The 22,310-nt window shown below is 59.5% G+C and carries 20 protein-coding genes and 7 tRNA genes; 6 read left to right on the top strand and 21 right to left on the bottom strand.

The genetic code is table 11. The features are described 5' to 3' along the window. Position 1: 1 nt before the first annotated feature. From ACYQ4Z_RS02740 to ACYQ4Z_RS02725, 4 genes are read right to left on the bottom strand one after another with little or no spacing between them, the layout of a single operon-like run. The gene (locus ACYQ4Z_RS02740; protein WP_459859957.1) at positions 2–670 is read right to left on the bottom strand and encodes a protein-L-isoaspartate O-methyltransferase family protein; all 669 of its coding nucleotides are present in this window, start codon (positions 668–670) and stop codon (positions 2–4) included. A gap of 36 nt (positions 671–706) precedes the next feature. Then, entirely contained in the window at positions 707–3,769 is a 3,063-nt protein-coding gene (locus tag ACYQ4Z_RS02735) for an efflux RND transporter permease subunit (protein WP_219973452.1), read from the bottom strand. Continuing rightward, entirely contained in the window at positions 3,770–4,855 is a 1,086-nt protein-coding gene (locus tag ACYQ4Z_RS02730) for an efflux RND transporter periplasmic adaptor subunit (RefSeq protein ID WP_459859955.1), read from the bottom strand. It lies immediately after the preceding gene. 24 nt (positions 4,856–4,879) lie between these two features. Continuing rightward, positions 4,880–5,560 carry a TetR/AcrR family transcriptional regulator gene (locus tag ACYQ4Z_RS02725; protein WP_219973455.1) on the bottom strand — a complete coding sequence of 227 codons (681 nt, stop codon included), beginning with the start codon at positions 5,558–5,560 and terminating at the stop codon, positions 4,880–4,882. Between the two features lie 125 nt (positions 5,561–5,685). Here ACYQ4Z_RS02725 and ACYQ4Z_RS02720 point away from each other — a divergent pair. Further along, a tRNA-Leu gene (locus tag ACYQ4Z_RS02720) sits at positions 5,686–5,774 on the top strand. A gap of 131 nt (positions 5,775–5,905) precedes the next feature. Further along, complete coding sequence (gene csm6, locus ACYQ4Z_RS02715) at positions 5,906–7,123, top strand: CRISPR-associated ring nuclease Csm6 (protein WP_459859953.1); 1,218 nt, start codon at positions 5,906–5,908, stop codon at positions 7,121–7,123. Between the two features lie 185 nt (positions 7,124–7,308). Here csm6 and ACYQ4Z_RS02710 read toward each other — a convergent pair whose 3' ends face one another. Together ACYQ4Z_RS02710 and cas2 (ACYQ4Z_RS02705) are read right to left on the bottom strand one after the other, a co-directional pair. After that, positions 7,309–8,670, bottom strand: coding sequence for an IS1380 family transposase (locus ACYQ4Z_RS02710; protein ID WP_169116535.1), 1,362 nt, complete (start codon positions 8,668–8,670; stop codon positions 7,309–7,311). A gap of 208 nt (positions 8,671–8,878) precedes the next feature. Then, positions 8,879–9,163, bottom strand: a complete 285-nt coding sequence (gene cas2 / locus ACYQ4Z_RS02705; protein ID WP_119334767.1) for a CRISPR-associated endonuclease Cas2 — start codon at positions 9,161–9,163, stop codon at positions 8,879–8,881. 315 nt (positions 9,164–9,478) lie between these two features. Between cas2 (ACYQ4Z_RS02705) and ACYQ4Z_RS02700 the strand changes: the two genes are divergently transcribed. Further along, positions 9,479–10,744, top strand: coding sequence for an IS256 family transposase (locus tag ACYQ4Z_RS02700; RefSeq protein WP_287683922.1), 1,266 nt, complete (start codon positions 9,479–9,481; stop codon positions 10,742–10,744). On the opposite strand, the gene cas1 is transcribed toward ACYQ4Z_RS02700, so the two are convergent. From cas1 to fdxA, 9 genes are all read right to left on the bottom strand, one after another. Beyond that, complete coding sequence (gene cas1, locus ACYQ4Z_RS02695; protein ID WP_459859951.1) at positions 10,745–11,596, bottom strand: CRISPR-associated endonuclease Cas1; 852 nt, start codon at positions 11,594–11,596, stop codon at positions 10,745–10,747. 11 nt (positions 11,597–11,607) lie between these two features. Beyond that, on the bottom strand, positions 11,608–11,892 hold the full coding sequence (gene cas2 / locus ACYQ4Z_RS02690; RefSeq protein ID WP_119334765.1) for a CRISPR-associated endonuclease Cas2: 285 nt from the start codon (positions 11,890–11,892) through the stop codon (positions 11,608–11,610). A gap of 64 nt (positions 11,893–11,956) precedes the next feature. Further along, positions 11,957–12,685: an ATP-binding cassette domain-containing protein gene (locus tag ACYQ4Z_RS02685; RefSeq protein WP_217126620.1), complete on the bottom strand. Its 729-nt coding sequence runs from the start codon at positions 12,683–12,685 to the stop codon at positions 11,957–11,959. Between the two features lie 89 nt (positions 12,686–12,774). After that, positions 12,775–13,872: an amino acid ABC transporter permease gene (locus ACYQ4Z_RS02680; RefSeq protein WP_438438776.1), complete on the bottom strand. Its 1,098-nt coding sequence runs from the start codon at positions 13,870–13,872 to the stop codon at positions 12,775–12,777. A 15-nt stretch (positions 13,873–13,887) separates the two neighbouring features. After that, positions 13,888–15,063 carry an amino acid ABC transporter permease gene (locus tag ACYQ4Z_RS02675; protein ID WP_459859950.1) on the bottom strand — a complete coding sequence of 392 codons (1,176 nt, stop codon included), beginning with the start codon at positions 15,061–15,063 and terminating at the stop codon, positions 13,888–13,890. 90 nt (positions 15,064–15,153) lie between these two features. Beyond that, positions 15,154–16,179: an amino acid ABC transporter substrate-binding protein gene (locus ACYQ4Z_RS02670; protein WP_219972892.1), complete on the bottom strand. Its 1,026-nt coding sequence runs from the start codon at positions 16,177–16,179 to the stop codon at positions 15,154–15,156. A gap of 153 nt (positions 16,180–16,332) precedes the next feature. Further along, positions 16,333–18,024, bottom strand: coding sequence for a long-chain-fatty-acid--CoA ligase (locus ACYQ4Z_RS02665; protein ID WP_459859949.1), 1,692 nt, complete (start codon positions 18,022–18,024; stop codon positions 16,333–16,335). A gap of 81 nt (positions 18,025–18,105) precedes the next feature. Next, positions 18,106–18,555: a CBS domain-containing protein gene (locus tag ACYQ4Z_RS02660; protein WP_459859948.1), complete on the bottom strand. Its 450-nt coding sequence runs from the start codon at positions 18,553–18,555 to the stop codon at positions 18,106–18,108. 60 nt (positions 18,556–18,615) lie between these two features. Further along, positions 18,616–18,939 (bottom strand): ferredoxin FdxA, encoded by a 324-nt coding sequence (gene fdxA / locus ACYQ4Z_RS02655; protein WP_119334759.1) that lies wholly within the window; start codon positions 18,937–18,939, stop codon positions 18,616–18,618. A 161-nt stretch (positions 18,940–19,100) separates the two neighbouring features. On the opposite strand from fdxA, the gene trxA reads away from it, so the two are divergent. Together trxA and rho are read left to right on the top strand one after the other, a co-directional pair. After that, on the top strand, positions 19,101–19,427 hold the full coding sequence (trxA, locus tag ACYQ4Z_RS02650; RefSeq protein WP_119334758.1) for a thioredoxin TrxA: 327 nt from the start codon (positions 19,101–19,103) through the stop codon (positions 19,425–19,427). Positions 19,428–19,560: 133 nt separating this feature from the next. Continuing rightward, entirely contained in the window at positions 19,561–20,820 is a 1,260-nt protein-coding gene (gene rho, locus ACYQ4Z_RS02645) for a transcription termination factor Rho (RefSeq protein ID WP_217126610.1), read from the top strand. Positions 20,821–21,032: 212 nt separating this feature from the next. Here rho and ACYQ4Z_RS02640 read toward each other — a convergent pair. From ACYQ4Z_RS02640 to ACYQ4Z_RS02615, 6 genes are all read right to left on the bottom strand, one after another. Then, positions 21,033–21,109: transfer RNA gene (locus ACYQ4Z_RS02640), tRNA-Asp, on the bottom strand. Positions 21,110–21,123: 14 nt separating this feature from the next. Next, a tRNA-Glu gene (locus ACYQ4Z_RS02635) sits at positions 21,124–21,199 on the bottom strand. A gap of 12 nt (positions 21,200–21,211) precedes the next feature. Continuing rightward, positions 21,212–21,288: transfer RNA gene (locus tag ACYQ4Z_RS02630), tRNA-Asp, on the bottom strand. Between the two features lie 12 nt (positions 21,289–21,300). Beyond that, a tRNA-Glu gene (locus ACYQ4Z_RS02625) sits at positions 21,301–21,376 on the bottom strand. A 23-nt stretch (positions 21,377–21,399) separates the two neighbouring features. Next, positions 21,400–21,475 (bottom strand) — tRNA-Ala (locus ACYQ4Z_RS02620). Between the two features lie 64 nt (positions 21,476–21,539). Beyond that, positions 21,540–21,630, bottom strand: a tRNA-Ser gene (locus ACYQ4Z_RS02615). A gap of 104 nt (positions 21,631–21,734) precedes the next feature. On the opposite strand from ACYQ4Z_RS02615, the gene ACYQ4Z_RS02610 reads away from it, so the two are divergent. Beyond that, positions 21,735–22,307, top strand: coding sequence for a cob(I)yrinic acid a,c-diamide adenosyltransferase (locus ACYQ4Z_RS02610; protein ID WP_119334756.1), 573 nt, complete (start codon positions 21,735–21,737; stop codon positions 22,305–22,307). Positions 22,308–22,310: the final 3 nt, after the last annotated feature.

Genomic DNA, 22,310 nt, shown 5'->3' with positions numbered 1-22,310 from the left:
CTCACGCAGCCTGCGCCAGCGCTGGCGAAGGTTCCACCAACATCGGCACCACAGTTTCGAAAACCCCCTCTTCACGATACGCGCCCGGCGCCGTGCAGACGAAACGGACCGCCTCCATCACCGGCTCCGTTCCGACGAATGCCAACAGCCGACCCCCTACCTTCAGGTACCGCAGCAAATGGTCAGGACGCTGCCGAAGACCACCCGTAAGCACGATGACATCGTAGGGGCCTGCTTGCCACCATTTCGCACGATCGTCCGCGACCAAACCGTCCCCAACCATCACCTCGACATTGCGCACGCCTTGGTCTTGAAGACACCGAACCGCGTACTCCGCCAACACCCCTTTGCGCTCAACGGTCACCACGGAACCGCCCAAATGGGCCAAACAGGCGGCAAAGAACCCAGAACCGGTCCCCACTTCCAGGATGCGCTCGTTTGGCTGAATCATCAACGCCTGAAGCGCCTTCGCCTCGACCACCGGACGCAGCATCCGCTCCCCTTCCGGCAACGGAATCTCGACATCGGCAAACGCCAACGCGCGATATTGGGGCGGAACGAACCGCTCACGCTTCACCGTCATCAAAGTGTCGAGCACCCGCAAATCGAACACCTCCCAGGTACGCACCTGCTGCTCGACCATGTTGAACCGCGCCTTTTCCCAATCCATCGGATCCTCCTGATTATTAGCAAATCTTGATGAAGATTATACCCCGACCGTTTTCGGCAACCGATACCAGATCGCGTAGAGCGCCGGCACGAAAAGGAGCGTGATCGCCGTTCCCACCACCACGCCGCCGATCAGCACGATCGCCAACGGCCCCCAGAAGGTGTCGGTAGCCAGCGGCAGAAACGCCAAAGCGGCTGCCAACGCGGTGAGTACCACCGGCCGCGCCCGCCGCACCGCCGCTTCGATCACCGCCTCTGCGGGTGACCACCCTTGCTCTTGAAAGTCACGAACCTGCTGGGTCAGGATCAGCGTGTTGCGCATCAGAATCCCGCCCAAACCGATGAGCCCCAAGAGCGCGACGAAACCGAACGGTCGTTGCGTAAGGAGCAGCGCCACCGTAGCGCCGATCAACCCCAACGGCGCCGTGGCCACGGTCATGAAAGTTCCGGCAAACTCCCGCATCTGCAACATGATGAAAATGAGGGTCACCGCCACCATGATCGGTTGCAATTTCTGGATCGACGCATCGGCCTTACCAGAGGCCTCCACCGTCCCACCAATCTCCAGATGGTACTCCGGCGGCAACGTCGCACGAAGTGGTTCGAGCGCTTGCCAGAGCGCTTTGGTGACATCGGGCGGCTGTGCCCCTTCGACTTCGCTCTGCACAGCGATGTAGCGCTCGCGGTTATACCGTTTGATCACCTGATCCTCGTAGGCAACCGCGATTTTCGCCACCGCTTGCAACGGAATCCGAGAGCCCGCGGCATTGCGTACTTCAACTGTGGCCAACGCAGCCGGATCGCGCAACCAGGCGTCTGCCCCGCGCGCAATCAGCGCAACGGTACGATCGCCGCGCCGCAATTCGGTCACCGGAACGCCCGTGAGCGCGAGTTGCAACTGCTGCTTGACCTCGAGCGGTGTCAACCCGTAACTGGCCAACCGCTCGGGCAGAAACGTCAGCTGCAACACCGGGGTTCGTTCGTCATAATTGAGGTGCGGATCGACCACGTTCGTGTGTTGCGCCATCACCGCACGCACCTCATGCGCAATGCGACGCACCTCATTGAGATCGGGTCCCATCACCCGGAACTCGATCGGCCACGCCACGGGCGGCCCGTAGAGCAACCGATGCACGCGCACCCGCCCCTCGGCAAACTCGCCCCGATCCACCGCCTGCTGCACCGCGGCGATCACCCGTTCCCGAGCCGCAACGTCGTGCGTGACCGCCACGATTTTCGCAAACGCCGTATCGGGTGGTTCGGGACTTGCCGAGATGAAAAAGCGCGGCGCACCCCGCCCCACATGCGCCATCATCGACTTCACCTCGGGCATCGGTGCCAGCATCGCCTCGATGCGCCGGGTGAGTGCGTCGGTTGTCGCGATGCTGGTCCCTGCCGGCATCTGAATGTCGATCAGCACTTCGGGCCGGTCGGAACTGGGGAAAAACTGCTTCGGCACCGCTTTCGCCATGCCGACTCCCGCAGCGACCAGCAACGCCACCGTCACCGCCACCACGCTCTTACGGTAGCGCACGCAGGCGCTGATGAGCCACCGCAACCGCTGATAGGCGGGCGTGCCATAAATCGCATCGATACCCCCCTCGACCTTGTGGTAATGGGGCAGCAGCTTGAACCCCAAATAAGGCGTGAAAAGCACCGCGACGAACCACGAGGTCACCAACGCGTACGCCAGCACCCAGAAGATGTTGCCTGCGTACTCCCCCACGCCCGATTTGGCAAAGCCGATCGGCAAAAAACCCGCCGCCGTCACCAACGTACCGAAGAGCATCGGCGCTGCGGTGGCGTGCCACGCGTGGGTTGCCGCGTGGGCCCGATCCCACCCTTCCTCAAGCTTGACCACCATCATCTCGATCACGATGATCGCATCATCCACCAACAGCCCCAACGCCAGGATCAACGCACCCAGCGAAACGCGGTCCAGACTGATCCCACGCGCGAGCATGATCAGGAAGACGATACCCAGTGTCAGCGGAATCGCGATCGCGGTCACCACCCCCGCGCGCCACCCCAGCGCCAACAGGGTCACGACCGTCACCACCGCCACCGCCATGAAAAACTTCACCTGGAAACGGTCGACCGCAGCCGAAATCGCCTCGGCCTGGTTGGTGAGCACCTCCAGATGCACCCCCGCAGGAAGCCGCTTTTGCGCATCGGCCAAGAACGACTCGAGCCGCTTGCCCAACGCCAGACCGTTTTCCCCGCGCTGCATCACCACCCCGAGCAACAACGCATCGTCGCCACGAGAACGAACCAGATAGCTGGGCGGATCCTCCTCCTGCAGATGGACGCGCGCCACTTCCCCCAAAGGCACCACCCGCGAACCGATCCGCAACGGCAACGCTTCCAGACGATCGAGCTCAGCCAGATCCGCAGCAGGCAACCGCACATAGAGCCGCGCCGCGTCGGTTTCGACGAACCCGGCAGGGGCCATTTCGTTGTAGGCCTGAATCGCCTGCATCACCTGCAACGGCGAAACACCCAAGCGCTGCAACCGCGGCCAATCGAATTCCAGATAGACCGTCTGCGGCCGCTCACCCAGCAATTGCGCCTTATGCACACCGGGCAAGCGCTGCAACCGGTCACGAATCTCCTCGCCGATTTCGACCAGTTCCCGGTAGGTCTTGGTAGGCCCCGTAAGCGCAAGGAGCGCGAAATAGACGTCGGAAAAGTCGTCGTTCACGATCGGCCCGATCGCCCCCGCGGGCATCGACCGCGTCTCATCCCACATGCGCTTACGCACCTCGTAAAAGAGCTGCGGCAGTTCGCGTTCCGGCACGTAATCGTGGAACTCCACTTTGATATCGGTTCGCCCGGGACGAACCGTCGCATCCAGCCGGTAGAGGTTGGGCACCTCTTGCAGGCGCTTTTCCAACCGTTTCGTGATCTGCGCTTCAACCGCCTCCGCACTCGCCCCCGGCCACACCGCGGAAACCATCAACACCCGTACCGTGAAAGCCGGGTCTTCGGCGCGCCCCAATTGCAAAAACGCGAACGCACCGCCTGCCAACGCCAAAATCAAGAAAAAAAGGGTCACGGCGCGTTCCCGCACCGCCAATGAGGAAAGATTGGGGAAAGCCATCTACCGCGCCTCCACCACCGAAACCCCCGGGACCAGGCGGTGGGTCCCTCCGGCAACGATCCGCGCCCCTTCGTCGAGCGGGCCCGCTACCACCGCATCGTGGCGCCCATAATGGACCACTGTCACCGGCACAGGCGTCACTTGCCCATCCGGTGCCACGCGCCAGACTCGCGCACCACTGCCCCGTTCATCGAGCGCCGCTGCCGGTACCTGCCACACCCGTTGCGCGTCCGCTTCCGCGAACGGCAAGGCTAGCCGCCATACGGCGCCCAGGACCAAAGCGGTGTCTTTAGGGGGGAAAGCCGCGAAACGATAGCGCGCGCGCACCGTCCGCGACAGGGGATCGAGCGCCCCATCCTGCTCACGCCAAACCACGACATACCGCGCACCGGAAGGCGATTCCGCCACCCCTTCCTTGGGGGCATCGTGTGCAAGCGATTCCGGCAGTGCTACCTCCAGTTCCCGCTCCGCTCCCAGCGCCATATGTACCACCGGCTGCCCCGGGGCCACCACTTGCCCCGGTTCGGCCAACCACGTCAACACCACCCCATCTTGCGGCGCCTTGAGCTCGGCGTGCGCCACCATCAAACGGGCGCTGCGCACCTGCGCTTCTGCGGCGCGCACTGCTTCCAACGCGGCCTGTTCACTGGCTTTGGCGCGATCCCACTGCTGCTCACCCACAAACCCCTTTGCAAAGAGCGCCGCAACGCGCTTGCGCTCATTCTGCGCCAACCACCACTGCGCCTTTGCCTGTTGCGCCTGTGCTTTCGCGGCGTCCAACGCCGCTTCGAGATCGCGCGTATCGAGCTGCGCCAGTACCGCCCCTTTCTTGACCGAAGCCCCCGCTTCCACCGTGCGGGCAAGCAAGCGGCCGCTTGTCTGGAACGCCACGCCCACCTCATACCGCGCGCGTACTGTTGCCGCAAACGTGCGTGCTGGCGCCGCAACCGCCCGCACCGTCGCGATGGGAAGAGCAAGCGGCTCCGATCGCACACCCGCTTCTGCCCCCCTAGCCACGGCAGCGCTCATGATCAGCACCACCGCCAGCAACCATCGGGGTCCCACCATCACCCATTTCGTCGTCATCGTCGCGCGCTCCAAAAATCCCGATCACTCCACACGCCGCAACAAACCGTCTCTGAGCAGCAACCGATAATTGGCCCAGAAGACCGCCTCATCCAGCGCTTCGGAGGCTTCGGAACAGACCACCGCAAATGAAGAAAGCCACAACGAACGCTGCAAAAGCGGCGCCACCACCAACCGCGCAGTGGCTTTCGGCTGCAACGTCACCGGAAAATCGCCCCGCTTCTGACCGTCGATGATCACCCGCTCCACCAACGCCATCGCGGGATGGATCACCCGGTCGTGGTAAACGGTGGCCATTTCCGGAAAATTGCTTGCTTCCGCCATCACCAGCTTCGCCAGCCCACCCAGCGGCGTATGAAACAGGCGCTCCCCCCAGCGTTCGAGCAGCAACCACAACCGATCGAACGGCGCCGCATCAGACGGCACCCCTTCGGTGAGCCACTGTTCGTCTTCCCCCAAGAGCGGCGCAATCACTTGTTCCACCACAGCCGTGAAAAGCGCCAATTTGTCGGCATAGTAAAGATAGATCGTTCCCTTCACCACCCCCGCGCGGGCAGCGACATCCTCCAGGCGCGTCGCCGCGTACCCTCGCTCGATGAAAAGCGCCATCGCCGCTTCCAACAGCTCCTGAGGCCGCGCCTCTTTCCGCCGCCGACGCCGCTTGTAGGGCGACGCTGCCGCTGCAACGTTTTCTAGCTTTTTCATGTGCACAACCAGATAATGACCAATTGGTCATAATTTCACCATAAAGCTGATAAAATCACAAGTACTCTGCCCAAAGCCCACCCGTTCGAGCCGTTTTACCTTTGCGTATAATTGCGGTGCGCGATGCCGGGGTGGTGAAATCGGTAAACACAGCGGACTTAAAATCCGCCGGCGATCAAAAGCCTTGGGGGTTCGAGTCCCCTCCCCGGCACCATGCCAATCTCAGGTCGATACATCCCAGACCTTCTCCCCACAAGCTTGTGGTAATCTCCCCACTGTGATCCGATAGCGAAAATAACAATACGCCATCACAAACAATACGCCATCACAACAGGGGGGATTCCGGTGCCGAGCCAAGCACCCCAAGCCTTTTCGCGACGCATCTTGCTGGCGGTAAGCGGTCTCACGCCTCAGATCGTCACCGAAACCCTTTACGCGCTGATCCATCAGCCGCAGCCCTTTATCCCAACCGAAATCCACCTCATCACTACCGTCGAGGGCGCCAAACGGGCCAGGCTTGCCCTGTTTTCCCAAGAACCCGGTTGGTTCCGTCGCTTCTGCCAAGACCATGCGCTGCGGCCCGTCGATTTCGACGAACGCAGCCTCCACGTGCTCTCCCACCCATCCGGACAACCGCTGGAAGATATCCGAACACCGGAGGACAACCGGCTTGCGGCGGATCAGATCCTTGCCTGGGTCCGCACCCTCACTGCCGACCCGGAAAGCGCCCTTCACGTCTCGATTGCCGGTGGTCGCAAAACCATGGGCTACTACCTGGGGTACGCCCTTTCGCTCTACGGCCGCCCGCAAGATCGCCTTTCCCACGTCCTGGTCTCAGAACCCTTCGAATCGACGTGGGACTTCTTCTACCCCACCCCGTACGAACGGATCATCCAGACGCGGGACGGCAAACTGGTCGACTGCCGGGACGCAACCGTCACCCTTGCCGAAATTCCGTTCGTGCGGCTGCGTGACGGCCTGCCGCCCCGCCTACTCACCGGCGAAGCCGCGATGAGCGAAGTGGTTGCCGCGGCAGAGCGGGCGCAACAACCGCCTCGGTTGGTCTTGGATCCTGAAAAACGGACCGCATGGGCGGACGATCTCGCGCTCGATTTGACGCCTACCGAATTTGCCGTCCTCTATTGGCTCGCACAGCGTGCGCGCCATGGCGACCCGCCAATCGACTGGAAGACGACAGAGGCGCGCGACGAATACCTCAATATCGCGAAAACGCTCTTTCATCCGATGAGCACCGAGTACCAACGGATTGAAGAGGCGTTCCGATACCGCAACGACGGGAAACTCCTTGCCGAATACTTCCAACCCCACAAATCACGGATCAACAGTGCCATCGCAGAAGCGTTGGGCAGTCACGCGGCAAAGCGGTATCAAATCCCTCCCGGAAGCATGAATGCGCTCCCGTTGGAAGCCGATCAGATCGCAGTTGTGGATCATCGCACACCCAGCAATCCACAAGCTTGTCAACCCCCTATCACCCCATCCCATTCCCCTGAATCCGTGGTCACCAAAGTCGAAACCTTTCCTGTGAGCTGTCCGGCATGAAATTTTTGCCGGACAGACCGATTCATTGTCATGCCGACCATCTTTTCGGGGGTGATGGACCCGTATTTGCCCGCAAAAGTCGGCCTTGTCGGGACGGCGTTACGTCATATTGCAGCTTTCAGGCGAAGGGCTACCTTCCACCGCAGCGGAATCCGTCCTTGGGGTGGGTTTCAGCCCGACCATCGTCATGGCGATGCCGCTCGCAACAATCGCTGCTGAAGCGCGACGAACACCTGCACATGGCCGGCAAATCCGCGGCCAAAGTCGAGAATGAGTTTTCTGGCATGTGCCACAAACTTCGCCGCCCGGTACATGATCTCCTGCAACACCGTCTTGAGCCTTCTGCGCTTGGCCGGGTGGCGAATGGGCGCAATCTCGCCGGTCAGGCCCAATTGGCCAAGGAGGCGCAGGCAGTTGTAGGCGAATGCCCCCAGATGCAGGATCACGTCGTTGGTGTCGAACTTGCCCGACGGCAACCGTTCCAGATCAAGGTCAGATTTGATCTCGGCATGGAACTGTTCGTGTGTGCCGTGATACCGGTAGTGCTCGATCACCTCCACAGCCGGCAGGGTGAGGCTCGTCCACCAGCCTTCGATCTCAATGTCCGGCACCAGCAGGTGTTGTCCCTTCTTGTCGATGGTGCGCTCGGTCACCCGCACGATCAGCCGGAAGGTGCGCTTTTGTTTCTGCCAGGCGCGCTCGACCTGGAGGTCGAGAAGTCCCACCCGCTTGCCTGGTCGGGTCACTTCAAAGGCGTTCGCTTCCTCGGCCCGCTTGACCCAGGCCGTTCTGTCCTGCTTTCTTGGGTTCCACTTCGTGACGAATTCCAATACGCGCCCATCACGCGCCCAGGCGTCGCGTTCTTCCGCTTTGGCGAACAGCAGTCGCGCGCTGTCAAAGCCGCTGTCTTCGACCATCAGGACGGGTTGATCCGCCCTGACCAAACGCTTGACCCGAGGAAACGCCCGTTCGTAGAAGTACTCGGTCTCGAGCGCCGAATGCCAGTTCCCGGCACGCAGTTCCAGTCCCATGTTCCAGCCTTCGTTGCCCAGGTAGCCCGCAATCGGGCAATAGCCATCAACGCCTTGGTAGGTGTGGCCGACGTCCTCCTTCTTGGTATCGCTGTTGTCCATGACGAAGGTGTCGATCTCGAAGCGCACGAATCCTTTGTGCGGCGTGATCGGCGCTTTTGTCCTCTCCAGCAGGCGCACCGACAGCTCGTCCGTCCGCTCCCGCAACTCGCCGGCCTTGGCGTCGAGTCGCTGGCGCATCCAGGCACTGCTCGGCACCTTCGACAGCCCCAGCGCTTCCTTGAAGAAGCGATCCTGCCGAAACGGCTCGATGGCTTCGAAGTCGCTCTTGCCCAGACTGAGCAAGCCAGTCATCGCCTTGACCAAGTCGGAGGTCTTCATGCCTTGCGATACCGGCAAGCGCGGATCGATCACGGCTTCCACCTGCGCCGCCTCGCAGCATTGCCCAATCAGCGCCAGGCCGGAGTAAGAGGTCAGATTCAGCTTCGCGGATTGACGGACTTCAAAGCGGGGCATGATCAGTTGGGTGAAGAAGGAAGATGCCGTATTCTATCAATAAATCATATGGTTGCAATTGATCGGGGACAGGTTTCCCACGGATTCAGGTGGGTTACAACCACTGTTCCCAAAAAATTAACCACTTTGACTACGTGTGTTTTGTACAGTTGGTTGTGCGACATTGGATAAACCAAATTGTCAAGGAGCAAACAAAATTAATTGTACTTCATAGATCTGGTGGCAGTACACTGAGATGGATCCCTTCCGGCAACACGGCCCGACCGATTCGCTTACGCCATCCTCCCGCGGGTAATGGGTAGCACCGCAGATCATCTTTTTTGGGGTTGATCAGGCAAACGGCGCGTTCCATGATTCTACGCAAACTCCGTTCATCGCCTTGGTAAATAAAGACGGAGTACTGGATGGGGGTAGCCACGCGTGTGAAATAGCGGTGCGTCCGTGCCAGCCGCTTGGGGTCCGTGATATCGTAGCAGATCAGAAAAGTTGCCATCGTGAACCACTCACTCGAGCGGGTCTGAAGCTGCCAAACTGTCGCTTGCTGAAGCAAATGCCTCCCAAGCTTCCTCTGCTGCAGCCAAAGGTTCTTCGGCGGCTTTGAGCCAATCGGAAAGCCATTCTACCTCTTGCTCAATAGCTGAACGCAAGTCGTTGCCAGCGTGTTCATACGCACCGTAAAAATGTTGCCGCCCCGCCTTACCCAGAAGGAGCTATGCTCGAAACTGGTGTACGGAGTGATTGAAAAGGGCGGCGTACTCTGCTGAAATCGGTTTTACCGAACTGATGAACAGCAAAGGAGCACGCCACCATGAGTAAAGATAACATCGTTTCTTTGTTGATGCCAGGGGGTATCGAGGACTCGTTGACGGAGTTGCTGCGCAATGGCGCCAGGCGACTGATTCAGCAAGCGATCGAGGCGGAGCTGGCCGAGATGCTGGCAAAGTATGAGGGGCAGACAGACGAACAGGGGCGCCGTGCGGTGGTTCGCAATGGTTATCTGCCGGAGCGGGAAATTCTGACCGGCGTAGGACCGGTAACGGTGAAGGTGCCGAAGGTGCGCAGCCGTGGGAAGGAATCGGTGGTATTTCGCTCCTCACTGGTGCCGCCGTATGTGCGCAAGGCCCGTCGGGTGGAGGCCGCTCTGCCGTGGCTCTACCTGAAGGGCATCTCGACCGGCCAGATGAAAGAGGCCCTGGAGGTGCTCGTCGGCCCCGAGGCAAAAGGGCTGTCTGCTTCGGTGATTGGCCGCCTGAAACGGGAGTGGGAAGCGGAATATACCGAATGGTGCCAGCGGGACATGAGAGGGGTGCGCTGGGTTTATTGGTGGGCAGACGCCATCTACAGCGGCCTGAGGGCCGAGGGCCAGAAGCTGTGCGCCCTGGTGATCATCGGCGTCAACGAATGGGGCGAGAAACATTTTCTGACCATCGAGGATGGCATTCGGGAATCGACCCAGAGCTGGCGGGAGGTGCTGCTGGGGCTGAAGCAGCGCGGCCTTGATGTGCCGCCGAAACTGGCAGTAGGCGACGGCGCCTTGGGCTTCTGGGCGGCGCTCGAGGAAGTGTATCCCGAAACCCGTCACCAGCGCTGCTGGGTGCACAAGACGGCCAACGTACTGAACTACCTGCCCAAAGCCGTTCAGCCCAAGGTCAAGAAAGCCTTGCAGGAGATCTGGATGGCCGAAGACCGGGCATCAGCCCACAAGGCCTTCGACCATTTCGTTGCGACATACCAAGCCAAATACGCGAAGGCGGTGACCTGCCTGGAAAAGGACCGGGAGGCCCTTCTGGCCTTCTACGACTTTCCGGCCGAACACTGGGTGCATATTCGCACGACCAATCCCATTGAGTCGGCCTTTGCCACGATTCGCCACCGGAGTGACCAGGCCAAAGGCTGCGTGAGCCGAAACACCCTGCTGGCAACGTTGTACAAACTGGGAATGAGCGCACAGAAACGCTGGCGGCGGATACGAGGGTTCAACTACCTTGCCAAGGTTGTCGAAGGAGTAAAGTTCAGGGACGGAGTGGAAGTCAATGACAAACGCGAAACCGACGAAAGCAGGAACGCCGCCTGATCAGGTCATACACCAGATTTGACTATAGCTCCCCAGAAGGCACCCGCTTTCGGTCTGGCTGAAATGTTCTTTGCGAACGGTTTCGTTCCGGATCAACTCGAGACAGAAGCGGTCACAAACCACGCGCAAGGGCTCCAGTAGATCCGAAGCGAGCGATTCGCGGCCAAACGACAGCGCATGGTAAAACCCAACGAATGGGTCGAACCCCGCACCAAATAGAGACAGAGCAATTTCGGCATGCATCAGGGTATAGGTGAGGGAGAGCAGCGCATTGAACGGATCCCGCGGTGGTCTTCGGTTCCGCCCATGAAACCCCCAGCTATCCGGCACAACCGCTTTGAGCCCGGAAAAGTAGTACCGCGCAGCGTGCCCTTCGATGCCCCGTAATGCGGCAATAGATTGGGCACTTTGTGCATCCACTGCCGCTTTTTCGATTTGCCGGATGGCATGGGTGAGTTCCAGGCGCACGCCTGGGTACCGCTGACGCAGTTCCAACAAAAAGAAGCGCTGCCCCTCACACTTTCGGTGGACAAGCGCTCGGGAAAATTCGAGCGCAAAGGGTTCGTCGAACGCTTTGAGGATTTGCGCGACGCGTCTTCGCGCGTCATTGTGGGGTCGCGCCAACATCAACGCGGGTTTCCCCCTTCTTCCCGCTAGGATGATCACCCCCACGCCTGCCTCGCCCAATTTGCCCAGAAGGTTTGCGGAGACGGATACATCCCCTTTGAGAAAAACGCGGGAAAGCGGCTGTATGGGGATGGTTGCCACTCGTTCTTCGTCTTCACGGATGACGATGGCATTGCCGTCCAATGCCAAATGCACGCCGCGGCGATCGACGATGAGGCTACTCATGCTTCTGCTCCTTATGCCACCACGAAGTAGCTGGGAAAACTCTCGACTGGGATGCCGTAGGCATGCATCGACATCCGGGGGTCAAGGCGAAAAAGATGCACGCGATCGACCTCTGCGTCGATCAGTTTGCGCAAGGTGGTAATGATCGTGGCAATTTCTGCAGGCGTTGCCCACACCTCATAGACCGATTTTTGCCCGCCCACCTTGTAGCCATTGAGGTAACGGTGGACACGGGCCAACCGGCGAGGGTCGCAAATGTCGTAGGCAACCAAGTAACGATCGCGCCCTTTGTCCATAGCGGACAGTGTAGGCGCGTCTTCACAGAAGGCAAGCGCCACAAGCTTGTGGCGCTCGAGGGGATCAGTGGTTGAGGATCTGGCCCAGGAACTGCTTGGTCCGTTCGTTTTGCGGATTGGTGAAGAAGACTTCGGGCGGCGCTTCTTCGACGATTTCGCCTTTGTCCATGAAGATCACCCGGTCAGCCACCGTGCGCGCAAAGCCCATTTCGTGGGTGACGCACAGCATCGTCATTCCCTCTTCCGCGAGTTCGATCATGGTGTCGAGCACCTCTTTCACCATCTCAGGGTCGAGCGCGGAGGTGGGCTCGTCGAAGAGCATCACCTTCGGCTTCATGCACAGCGCCCGGGCAATCGCAACCCGCTGCTGTTGCCCCCCTGAGAGTTGACCGGGATATTTGTTCGCTTGATCGGGAATGCGCACCCGTTCCAAGAAGTGCATCGCGATGACTTCCGCCTCTTTTTTGGGCATCTTTTTCACCCAAATGGGGGCCAGGGTGCAGTTTTCCAACACGGTGAGGTGGGGAAAAAGGTTGAAGTGCTGGAACACCATCCCCACCTCTTTGCGGATGGCTTCGATTTGGCGCACGTCGTCCGAAAGCTCGATGCCATCGACGACGATGCGTCCGCTTTGGTGCGCTTCCAGCCGGTTGATGCAGCGAATGGTGGTCGATTTTCCCGAACCGGAAGGGCCGCAGAGCACGATCCGTTCCCCGCGGGCAACGGTGAGGTTGATGTCTTTGAGCACGTGGAAGTCACCGTACCACTTGTTCACGTGCTCCATGACGATCATCGCCTCCGCGGTTTTGTGCGAAGCGATCCGGTTGGGCGTCGTAGTGGCGGTTGCCGTTTCGTTCATCTGGAACTCTCCTCTTGCGTCCATTACCGACGATGGTCGGTATTGAGCCGTTTTTCCAGCGCAATCGAATAGCGCGACATGCCGAAGCAAAAAATCCAGTAGACCGCTGCGGCGAAGACGTACCCTTCCGTGGCGAAGCCAAGCCAGGCCGGATCGACAGTGGCGCGGTGAATGATCATGAAGAAGTCGGAAAGGCCGATGATGATCACCAGACTGGTATCTTTGAAGAGCGCGATGAAGGTGTTTACGATTCCTGGGATCACCAATTTGAGCGCCTGGGGCAGGATGATCAACCCCATCATCTGCCAGTAGTTGAGTCCCAGCGCCTGCGCCGCTTCATACTGCCCTTTCGGAATGGCCTGCAAACCGCCGCGCACCACTTCGGCGATGTAGGCAGCCTGAAAGAGCACCACCGCGATGAGCGCACGCACCAGTTTGTCGAAGTTCATCCCCTCCGGCAGGAAGAGCGGCAGCATCACCGAGGACATGAAGAGCACCGAAATGAGCGGTACCCCGCGCCAAAACTCGATGAACGCGATCGACACCGCTTTGATCACGGGCAGCTCGGAGCGCCGCCCCAACGCAAAGAGAATGCCAAACGGCATCGCGCCTGCGATCCCCACGGCGGCGATCACCAGGGTCAGCATCAAGCCGCCCCACTGATCGGTGGGAACCGTAGTCATGCCGAAAAGGTCACCGCCGTAGAGCAGCCACCAGGCAATCAGCGGGTACCCAATCAGGAATGAGAAGCCAAACAGCTTTTTCCAAGGAAAGCGCTGGAAAAGGAGCGGCCCACCCCAGAGCACAGCCAAGATCCCGGCAAGGTCGACGCGCCAACGCAACGCCTCTGGGTAGAACCCGTACATGAACTGCGACCAGCGCTGCGCGATGAAGACCCAGCACGCGCCGCCAGGTGTGCAATCGTCGCGGGATGTCCCCACCCAGGAGGCTTTGAGGAACGCCCATTCGATCACCGGCGGCACCAGCAACCATAGGATATAGAGTGTGATCAGGGTGAGGATGGAGTTCCAGACGCTGGAAAAGAGGTGTTCGCGCATCCACCCGATGGGAGAAAAGATCACTTTGGGTGGTTGCAGCGAGGGTGCGGTTTCGTGTGTCATAAGCCCAGTCGCTCCTTATCGCTCCACCAGCGCCATGCGCTTGTTGTACCAGTTCATGAACAGCGAAATCATGATGCTGATCGTCAAATAGACCGCCATCGCCATCGCGATGGTTTCGATCGCCTGCCCGGTCTGGTTGAGTACCGTACCGGCAAATAGCCCGACGATGTCCGGGTAGCCGATCGCTGCTGCCAGCGACGAGTTTTTCGTCAAATTGAGGTATTGGCTGGTAAGCGGCGGAATGATCACCCGCATCGCTTGCGGCAGGATTACCAACCGCAACCGCTGCTGCGACGTCAGCCCCAGCGCCATCGCCGCTTCCGTTTGCCCGTGCGGCACCGCCAAGATCCCTGCGCGCACGATCTCCGCGATGAATGCGGAGGTATAGATCGACAACGCCACCCACAACGCCACGAGCTCAGGGATCATTACCCAGCCGCCCACGAAGTTGAAGCCACGCAGGCGCGGGACTTCCCAGGTAAACGGCGAACCGAAGATGAGGCTAGCCAGGTACGGCAGGAGCACCACCAACCCCAGTCCGGTCCAAAAAACCGGGAACGGTTGTCCCGTCTCGTCCTGACGGCGTTTGGCCCAACGTGCGATCACCCACCAGAGGACGAACGCCAGCACCACCGCAACGACAAATGCGGTGACCGCTTCTGTAGGTATGGGGCGCGGCAGATAGAGACCGCGAATATTGAGGAAAACGGCATCGAACCATCCCAAGCTCTGCCGTGGAGACGGCATCGCTTGCAACACTGCGAAATACCAGAAGAAAATCTGCAAAAGCGGAGGGATGTTGCGAAAGGTTTCGATATAGACGGTTGCCAGCGCCGAAACCAACGCGTTTTTCGAAAGGCGCGCCACCCCCATGATGAAGCCCAGAATCGTCGCGGCGACGATCCCCAGCGCAGAAACCAGTAAGGTGTTCAACAGTCCGATGACGAAAACCCGCGCGTAGGTGTCCGATTCCGTGTACGGGATCAGGGTTTGCAGAATGCCGAATCCGGCCGGGTCGTTCAGGAAATCGAAACCCGATGCGATCCCGCGCGCAGCGAGGTTCACGATCGCGTTGTGCGCAAGCCAACCAACCAAAAGCCCTAAAACGATGAGGGTGACGACCTGCGCGATGATTCCTCGGATTTTGGGATCGTAGATCCAGGAAAGAAACGCACTCCGTGAAGGTTTCATGACCATTCTCGCGGCTGGAACGAAAAGGAAGCCCCTGCCCATTCCGACAGGGGGTCCGCACTCAGTCAGAAGAGAGTCAAACGATGGCGATCAGCGAATCGGCGGCGCATACTGCAGGCCACCCTGCGTCCACAACGCGTTGAGGCCACGCTCGATCTTGAGCGGGCTTCCTTTGCCGACGTTACGCTCGAACGATTCGCCGTAGTTACCCACTTGTTTGATCACTTGGTATGCCCAGTCTTGCGGCAATCCGATCGCTTTGCCGAAATCGGCGTCGACGCCAAGGAGGCGGCGAATTTCTGGGTTGTTCGATTTCTTCATCTCATCGACGTTCTTCGAGGTCACGCCGAACTCTTCGGCGATGAGCATCGCGTAGTGGGTCCAGCGCACGGTGCTGAACCATTCGTGATCACCCGGGCGCACCACGGGGCCCAACGGCTCTTTCGAGATCACTTCCGGCAGGACGACGTATTGGTCCGGATTCGCCATCTTGATCCGCTGCGCGTAGAGCTGCGACTGGTCCGAGGTCAGCACGTCGCAGCGGCCAGCTTCAAGCCCTTTCGCCGATTCGTCCGATTTGTCGTAGGTGATCGGCGTATATTTCATCTTGTGGGTGCGGAAGTAGTCGGCCAGGTTGAGTTCGGTGGTCGTCCCTGCCTGGATGCAGACCGTAGCGCCGTCGAGCTCTTTCGCGCTCTTCACGCCAAGCTTCTTGTTCACCAAGAAGCCTTGACCATCGTAGTAAACGACCGCAGCCGGGAAGACCATCCCCATGCCGGTGTCGCGCGACATCGTCCAGGTGGTATTGCGGCTGAGCACATCGATTTCACCGGACTGCAGCGCCGTGAACCGCTCTTTGGCGGTGAGCGGCGTAAATTTCACTTTGTTCGCATCACCGAAGACCGCGGCTGCGAGCGCACGGCAGAAGTCGGCGTCGATCCCACGGACCACCCCTTTTTCATCGGTGTACGAAAAGCCAGGGAGCCCGTCGCTCACGCCGCAACGGATCTCGCCGCGCGCTTTGATCGCGTCCATGGTTTCGCCGGCTTGTGCGGGTGCCACCGCCGCAACGGTCAGTGCAGCGCCAACCGCTGCCAAAAGGTTTTTTTGCTTCATCACCTATCCTCCAGGTTTCCATCCCAACAACTGTTGGGTAATCAAAGGATAAAGAAAAAAGGGCGAACGCGATAGTAGGGAAAACCCCACTGGTACGGCGTCTCGCCCTTTGCTGAACCGCAAGTGCTGAGTTAGGGGCAGGTCCCCTTCCCGTTATTGCCCCTTGGCGACCTTTTCCGCCCGTTTCTCCCGAAGCGCGCGGCGCAGGATCTTGCCGACGTTGGTCTTCGGCAGTTCGTCGCGGAATTCGACACGTTTCGGAACTTTGTACCCCGTGAGCCGCTCGCGGCACCATGCGATGATCGCTTCTTCGGTAAGCGCCGGGTCTCTCTTCACCACGAACGCCTTCACCACTTCGCCACTTTTTTCGTCCGGCACCCCGATCACCGCCACCTCGAGCACGCCCGGATGGAGCGCAATCACGTCCTCGACTTCGTTGGGATAGACGTTGAAACCGGAGACCAGAATCATGTCCTTTTTGCGGTCGACCAGATAGACAAAGCCGTTTTCATCGATTTTGGCCACGTCACCCGTCCGCAAGAACCCATCTTCGGTAAACACTTTCGCCGTTTCGTCGGGACGATTCCAATATTCTTTCATCACCTGCGGACCACGCACACAGAGTTCCCCTTCGGCACCAACGGGCAATTCGGCACCAGCGTCCGAGCGTATGGAGATCTCTGTCGAGGGCAACGGCAGGCCAATCGAGTGGTTGTACTCGTGAAGCGTCATCGGATTGATCGTCACCGCCGGCGACGTTTCCGTCAAGCCATAGGCTTCCAAAAGGGGCTTGCCGGTTACCTGTTTCCACCGTTTCGCGACGGCTTCCTGTACTGCCATGCCGCCGCCGAGCGTGACCTTGAGCGCCGAAAAATCGAGTTTGGCAAACTCGGGGTGGTTCAAGAGCGCGTTGAAGAGCGTATTGACCCCGGTCATTGCCGTGAAGCGCCACTTGCCGAGCTCTTTGACGAACCCCGGAATGTCCCGAGGATTGGGAATCAGCACATTGAGGCCACCCAGCGCAGTAAAGGTCATGCAGTTTGCGGTCAGCGCAAAGATATGGTAGAGCGGCAGCGCCGTGATGACGATCTCTTCCCCTTCCTTGACCGCCTCGCGAATCCATGCGGTGGCCTGCGCGACGTTCGAAAGGATATTGCGATGTAGTAGCACCGCCCCCTTCGCAACCCCGGTGGTGCCACCGGTGTATTGTAGAAACGCAATGTCCTCGGGGCCAACCGCAACCGGCTGCAACGTGGTTTTGGCACCCGCCGCCAGCGCTTCCTGCCAGCGGGTTACCTGAGGCAGGCGCCAAGCTGGGACCATCTTTTTCACATACCGGACGACAAAGTTGGTGATCGCCCCTTTCAACCCTGGGAAAAGATCCCCCAACGACGTGACGATGATGTGGGGCACTCGAACACCATGCGCAATTGCCGCTTCCAAGGTATGGGCAAAGTTCTCTAGGATGACGATCGCCTCTGCGCCGGAGTCTTTCAACTGGTGCTCGAGCTCCCGCGGGGTATAGAGCGGGTTGACGTTCACCACCACATAGCCCGCGCGCAGCACGCCAAAGAGCGCAACCATGTATTGCAGGACGTTGGGCATCATGAGGGCGACCCGCGCCCCTTTCGGCAATTGAATCACTTGCTGCAGGTACGCGGCAAAAGCGCGCGACTGCTCGTCCAGCTCACGATAGGTCAGCACCCGCCCCATACACGCCGCGGCAGGGCGATCGGCGTAGCGGGCTACCGATTGCGCAAACAGGTCACCCAGCGATGAATAAGGAAGTGGTCCGATTTCGGCAGGCACGCCTTCCGGATAGCTTTTGAGCCAGATTTTCTCCATGGGTTTCTCCTCCGGTACAACGACTCGTTTCAGACGCACACCGAAGCCGCCCTGCCGTCCGTATCGCAAGCAACGTCCCCGTCAGCGGGAGGCTTCTTCGTCTTGAATCCCTTTGATGAACGCCTTGAGCGCTCGATTTTCGAAACTTTGCTCTTCGAGAACCGCTTTCGCGACGTCGTGAAACGACACCACACCCAGCAACGTCTCCCTATCCATCACGGGGAAATAGCGCTGGTGCACGCGCACCATCTGTTCACGCAACGGCTCGACTTCGGTGTCCGGCGAAACGGTCATCGGCGCCGCAAGCATCGTCTCCCGCACGGGGCGCTGCTCCCAGGCCGCACCGGCTTGGGCAATCGCTTTGAGCGCTTCCCGGAAGGTCAATAAACCGACCAGGCGCCCCCCATCGAAAACGACCAAGGAACCGATATCCTCTTGCACCATGGTTGCCACCGCCTCTTTGAGCGTCGCCGCCGGGGAGACCGTAAACAATGCGTTGCCTTTGACCGCCAAAATTTCGCGAACTTTCATCACCTTCTCCTAAATAAGAAGGTTCAAACAAACGTTCGAACTCATTATAATCGAAACCGATTATCGCTGCAACAGATGTTTTTTCTCCTTCACACCCGCCCACTGGTCGGCGTCAGGAAGCGGCTCATGGCGCTCGACGATCGGCGGCCACTGTTTGGCCAATTCCGCATTGAGCGCAATGAACTCGCGCTGATCCTCGGGCACATCGTCTTCGGCGTAGATCGCCTCAACCGGGCACTCGGGGACACACAACGAACAGTCGATGCACTCGTCCGGGTCGATCACCAAAAAATTGGGCCCTTCACGGAAACAATCCACCGGGCAGACATCGACGCAATCGGTATATTTGCATTTGATGCAGGCTTCAGTGACGACATAGGTCATGGCACGCTCCTTGTTTGAACACGGTGTGCACATGATGCCACATCCCACCCCTTCGTTCTATGCTTCTGAGGGCATACAACCATTGACAAAGCGCGCACGCTGACGTATCGTTCGGGCACGTCTTTTTATTCCTCCTCAACCCCATTGGATTCGAGTGTCTCATGAGCGAACACATCCATCACGTGAGCGACGCCACGTTCGAACAGGAAGTGGTCAAATCCGAAATGCCGGTGCTGCTCGATTTCTGGGCAGAATGGTGTGGTCCCTGTAAAATGATCGCGCCGATCCTGGACGAAATCGCTGAAGCGTATGCAGGCAAACTCAAAGTCTGCAAACTCAACATCGACGACAATCCGGAAACGCCCAGTAAGTTCGGCGTGCGCGGCATCCCCACGCTCATGCTCTTCAAAAACGGCAACGTGGAAGCAACCCGCGTGGGCGCGCTTTCCAAGTCGCAACTGACCGCGTTCATCGATAGCCACCTCTAAAATTTTACACGCGCTGCTCGACCCCCGTTCGGGCAGCCTTCGCTTTCCCCCAACCGCTCACTTTTTGATCGTTCAGGACCCGTGCTGTTCGGGTTCCTCACTGTTCAGTTTCAGTATCCGATAGCGAACCATCATGCATCTCTCCGAACTCAAAACGCTTCACGTCAGTGAACTGTTGACCTTGGCCAGCGAAACCGGGATCGAAAACGCGAACCGTTTGCGCAAGCACGAATTGGTGTTTGCGATTCTCAAACAACGCGCCAAACGGGGAGAACCGATCTACGGTGGTGGTGTCCTAGAGATTCTCCCGGATGGTTTCGGTTTTCTTCGCTCGCCGGACACTTCGTACCTCGCAAGCCCCGACGACATCTATGTCTCCCCTTCGCAAATCCGCCGCTATAACCTCCATACCGGCGACACGATCGAAGGGGAGATTCGCACCCCTAAAGATAGCGAACGCTACTTTGCGCTAACCAAGATCGACCACATCAACGGCGATCCGCCCGAAGTCTGCAAGCGCAAGATCCTCTTCGAGAACCTCACGCCGCTGCACCCCAACGAACCCTTTCGCCTGGAACGCGATATCCGCAGCGAAGAGAACCTCACCGGCCGAGTGATCGACATCATTGCCCCCATCGGCAAAGGACAGCGCGGTCTCATCGTTGCGCCCCCCAAAAGCGGCAAGACCGTGATGCTGCAACACATCGCGCACGCGATCGCGTCGAACCATCCCGAAGCGGTGCTCATGGTGCTTTTGATCGACGAGCGCCCGGAAGAGGTCACCGAAATGCAGCGTTCCGTGCGCGGAGAAGTGATCGCATCGACGTTCGACGAACCCGCGACGCGCCACGTGCAGGTAGCCGAAATGGTGATCGAAAAAGCAAAACGCCTCACCGAACACAAAAAGGACGTGGTAATTCTGCTCGATTCGCTGACGCGCTTGGCGCGGGCGTATAACACGGTCGTGCCGGCGTCCGGAAAAGTGCTCACGGGTGGGGTCGACGCCAACGCGCTGCAAAAGCCCAAACGCTTCTTTGGTGCCGCGCGCAATATCGAAGAAGGGGGAAGTCTGACGATCATCGCCACGGCGCTGATCGACACCGGCAGCCGAATGGACGACGTGATCTACGAAGAGTTCAAAGGCACCGGCAACATGGAACTGCACCTGGATCGCCGCATGGCGGAAAAACGGGTCTATCCGGCGATCAACGTGAACCGCTCAGGCACCCGCCGCGAAGAGCTGCTTCTGGACCCCTCGGTCCTGCCGAAAATATGGGTGCTGCGCAAACTCCTGTACGGCATGGACGATCTCGAGGCCACCGAGTTTTTGCTCGACAAGATCAAAGCCACGAAGAACAACGCCGAGTTTTTCGAATCGATGCGGCGGGCGTAGCGGCCGTAGCGCTTCAGCGGGCATAGCCATAGTATGCCGCGGCGCTTTTGCAGGCGTGGCCAGTGCAGCCGCGGCGTTGCTTCATGCAGCAAGCGTAGCGGCAATGGCCCCTTTTTCGCACGCGGCGATCGGCTGTGACCGTCAATGCGACGCTTCGCAAAAGAAAAGAGCCACCGAGCGGTGGCTTTTTTCTTTGCATGACACTGAGTGGTTGGCGGAGCGGACGGGACTCGAACCCGCGACCCCCGGCGTGACAGGCCGGTATTCTAACCGACTGAACTACCGCTCCGCGTTCAACCTTTTTGGCGTCCCTAGGGGGATTCGAACCCCCGTTACCGCCGTGAAAGGGCGGTGTCCTAGGCCTCTAGACGATAGGGACGCTGCCCAAAACTGGCGGAGCGGACGGGACTCGAACCCGCGACCCCCGGCGTGACAGGCCGGTATTCTAACCGACTGAACTACCGCTCCGCGTTCAACCTTTGGCGTCCCTAGGGGGATTCGAACCCCCGTTACCGCCGTGAAAGGGCGGTGTCCTAGGCCTCTAGACGATAGGGACGCTGCTTTTAACCTCAACCTTCCTGGTGGAGGTAAGCGGATTCGAACCGCTGACCCCTTGCATGCCATGCAAGTGCTCTACCAACTGAGCTATACCCCCACAGCAGAGAAAGCGAATTATACTGGCGCGACCGTCCGTTGTAAACCCCTTTTTGCGTTCGCGCTGGCGGAGAGGGCGGGATTCGAACCCGCGTCAGGGTATCACCCTGAACACGCTCTCCAGGCGTGCGGTTTAAACCACTCACCCACCTCTCCGCGTGAGCGGGAGATTGTAGCACAACGCCAGTCGTTTTCACCAAGCTGCACGATCGGCTTTCCGGTACAATCGCCGCGTACAGACCACTCGGGAAGGAAGCGCGATGGGACATCGCCTCAGCAAAATCTACACACGAACCGGCGACAACGGCACCACCGGCTTGGGTTCGGGCGAACGCACCGGCAAGGACGATCCGCGCATCGAAGCCATCGGCACCGTAGACGAACTCAACGCCATTCTGGGGCTACTGGCTTGCGAACCCCTTCCGGAGGATCTTGCTGCGCTGATCGTCCGCCTCCAACACGAACTGTTCGATCTGGGGGGAGAATTGTGCCTACCGGGTATGGCGCTCTTTGCCGAAAGCCGGGTCGATGAATTGGAGCAAGCGCTCGATCGGCTCAACGAAACGCTGCCGCCGCTCAAGGATTTCATTTTGCCAGGTGGCACGCGCGCCGCCGCGCTTGCGCATTTGGCGCGCACCGTCTGCCGCCGCGCGGAACGGGAAGTGGTACGCTTGGCACGTGTGGAGCCCCAAGAGCGGCTGCGTCCGGTTGTTGCGCGCTATCTCAACCGCCTCTCAGACCTCTTGTTCGTGCTGGCGCGCACCCTCAACGCGCGAAGCGGTACCCCGGATGTCTTGTGGCAGAAGCGGCTCGACGCCCCGAAATCCCGCTGACGG

Source organism: Hydrogenophilus hirschii (genome assembly GCF_054656675.1).
Note: the sequence above shows the minus strand (reverse complement) of the source record. Positions and strands in the feature narration are given on the sequence as shown.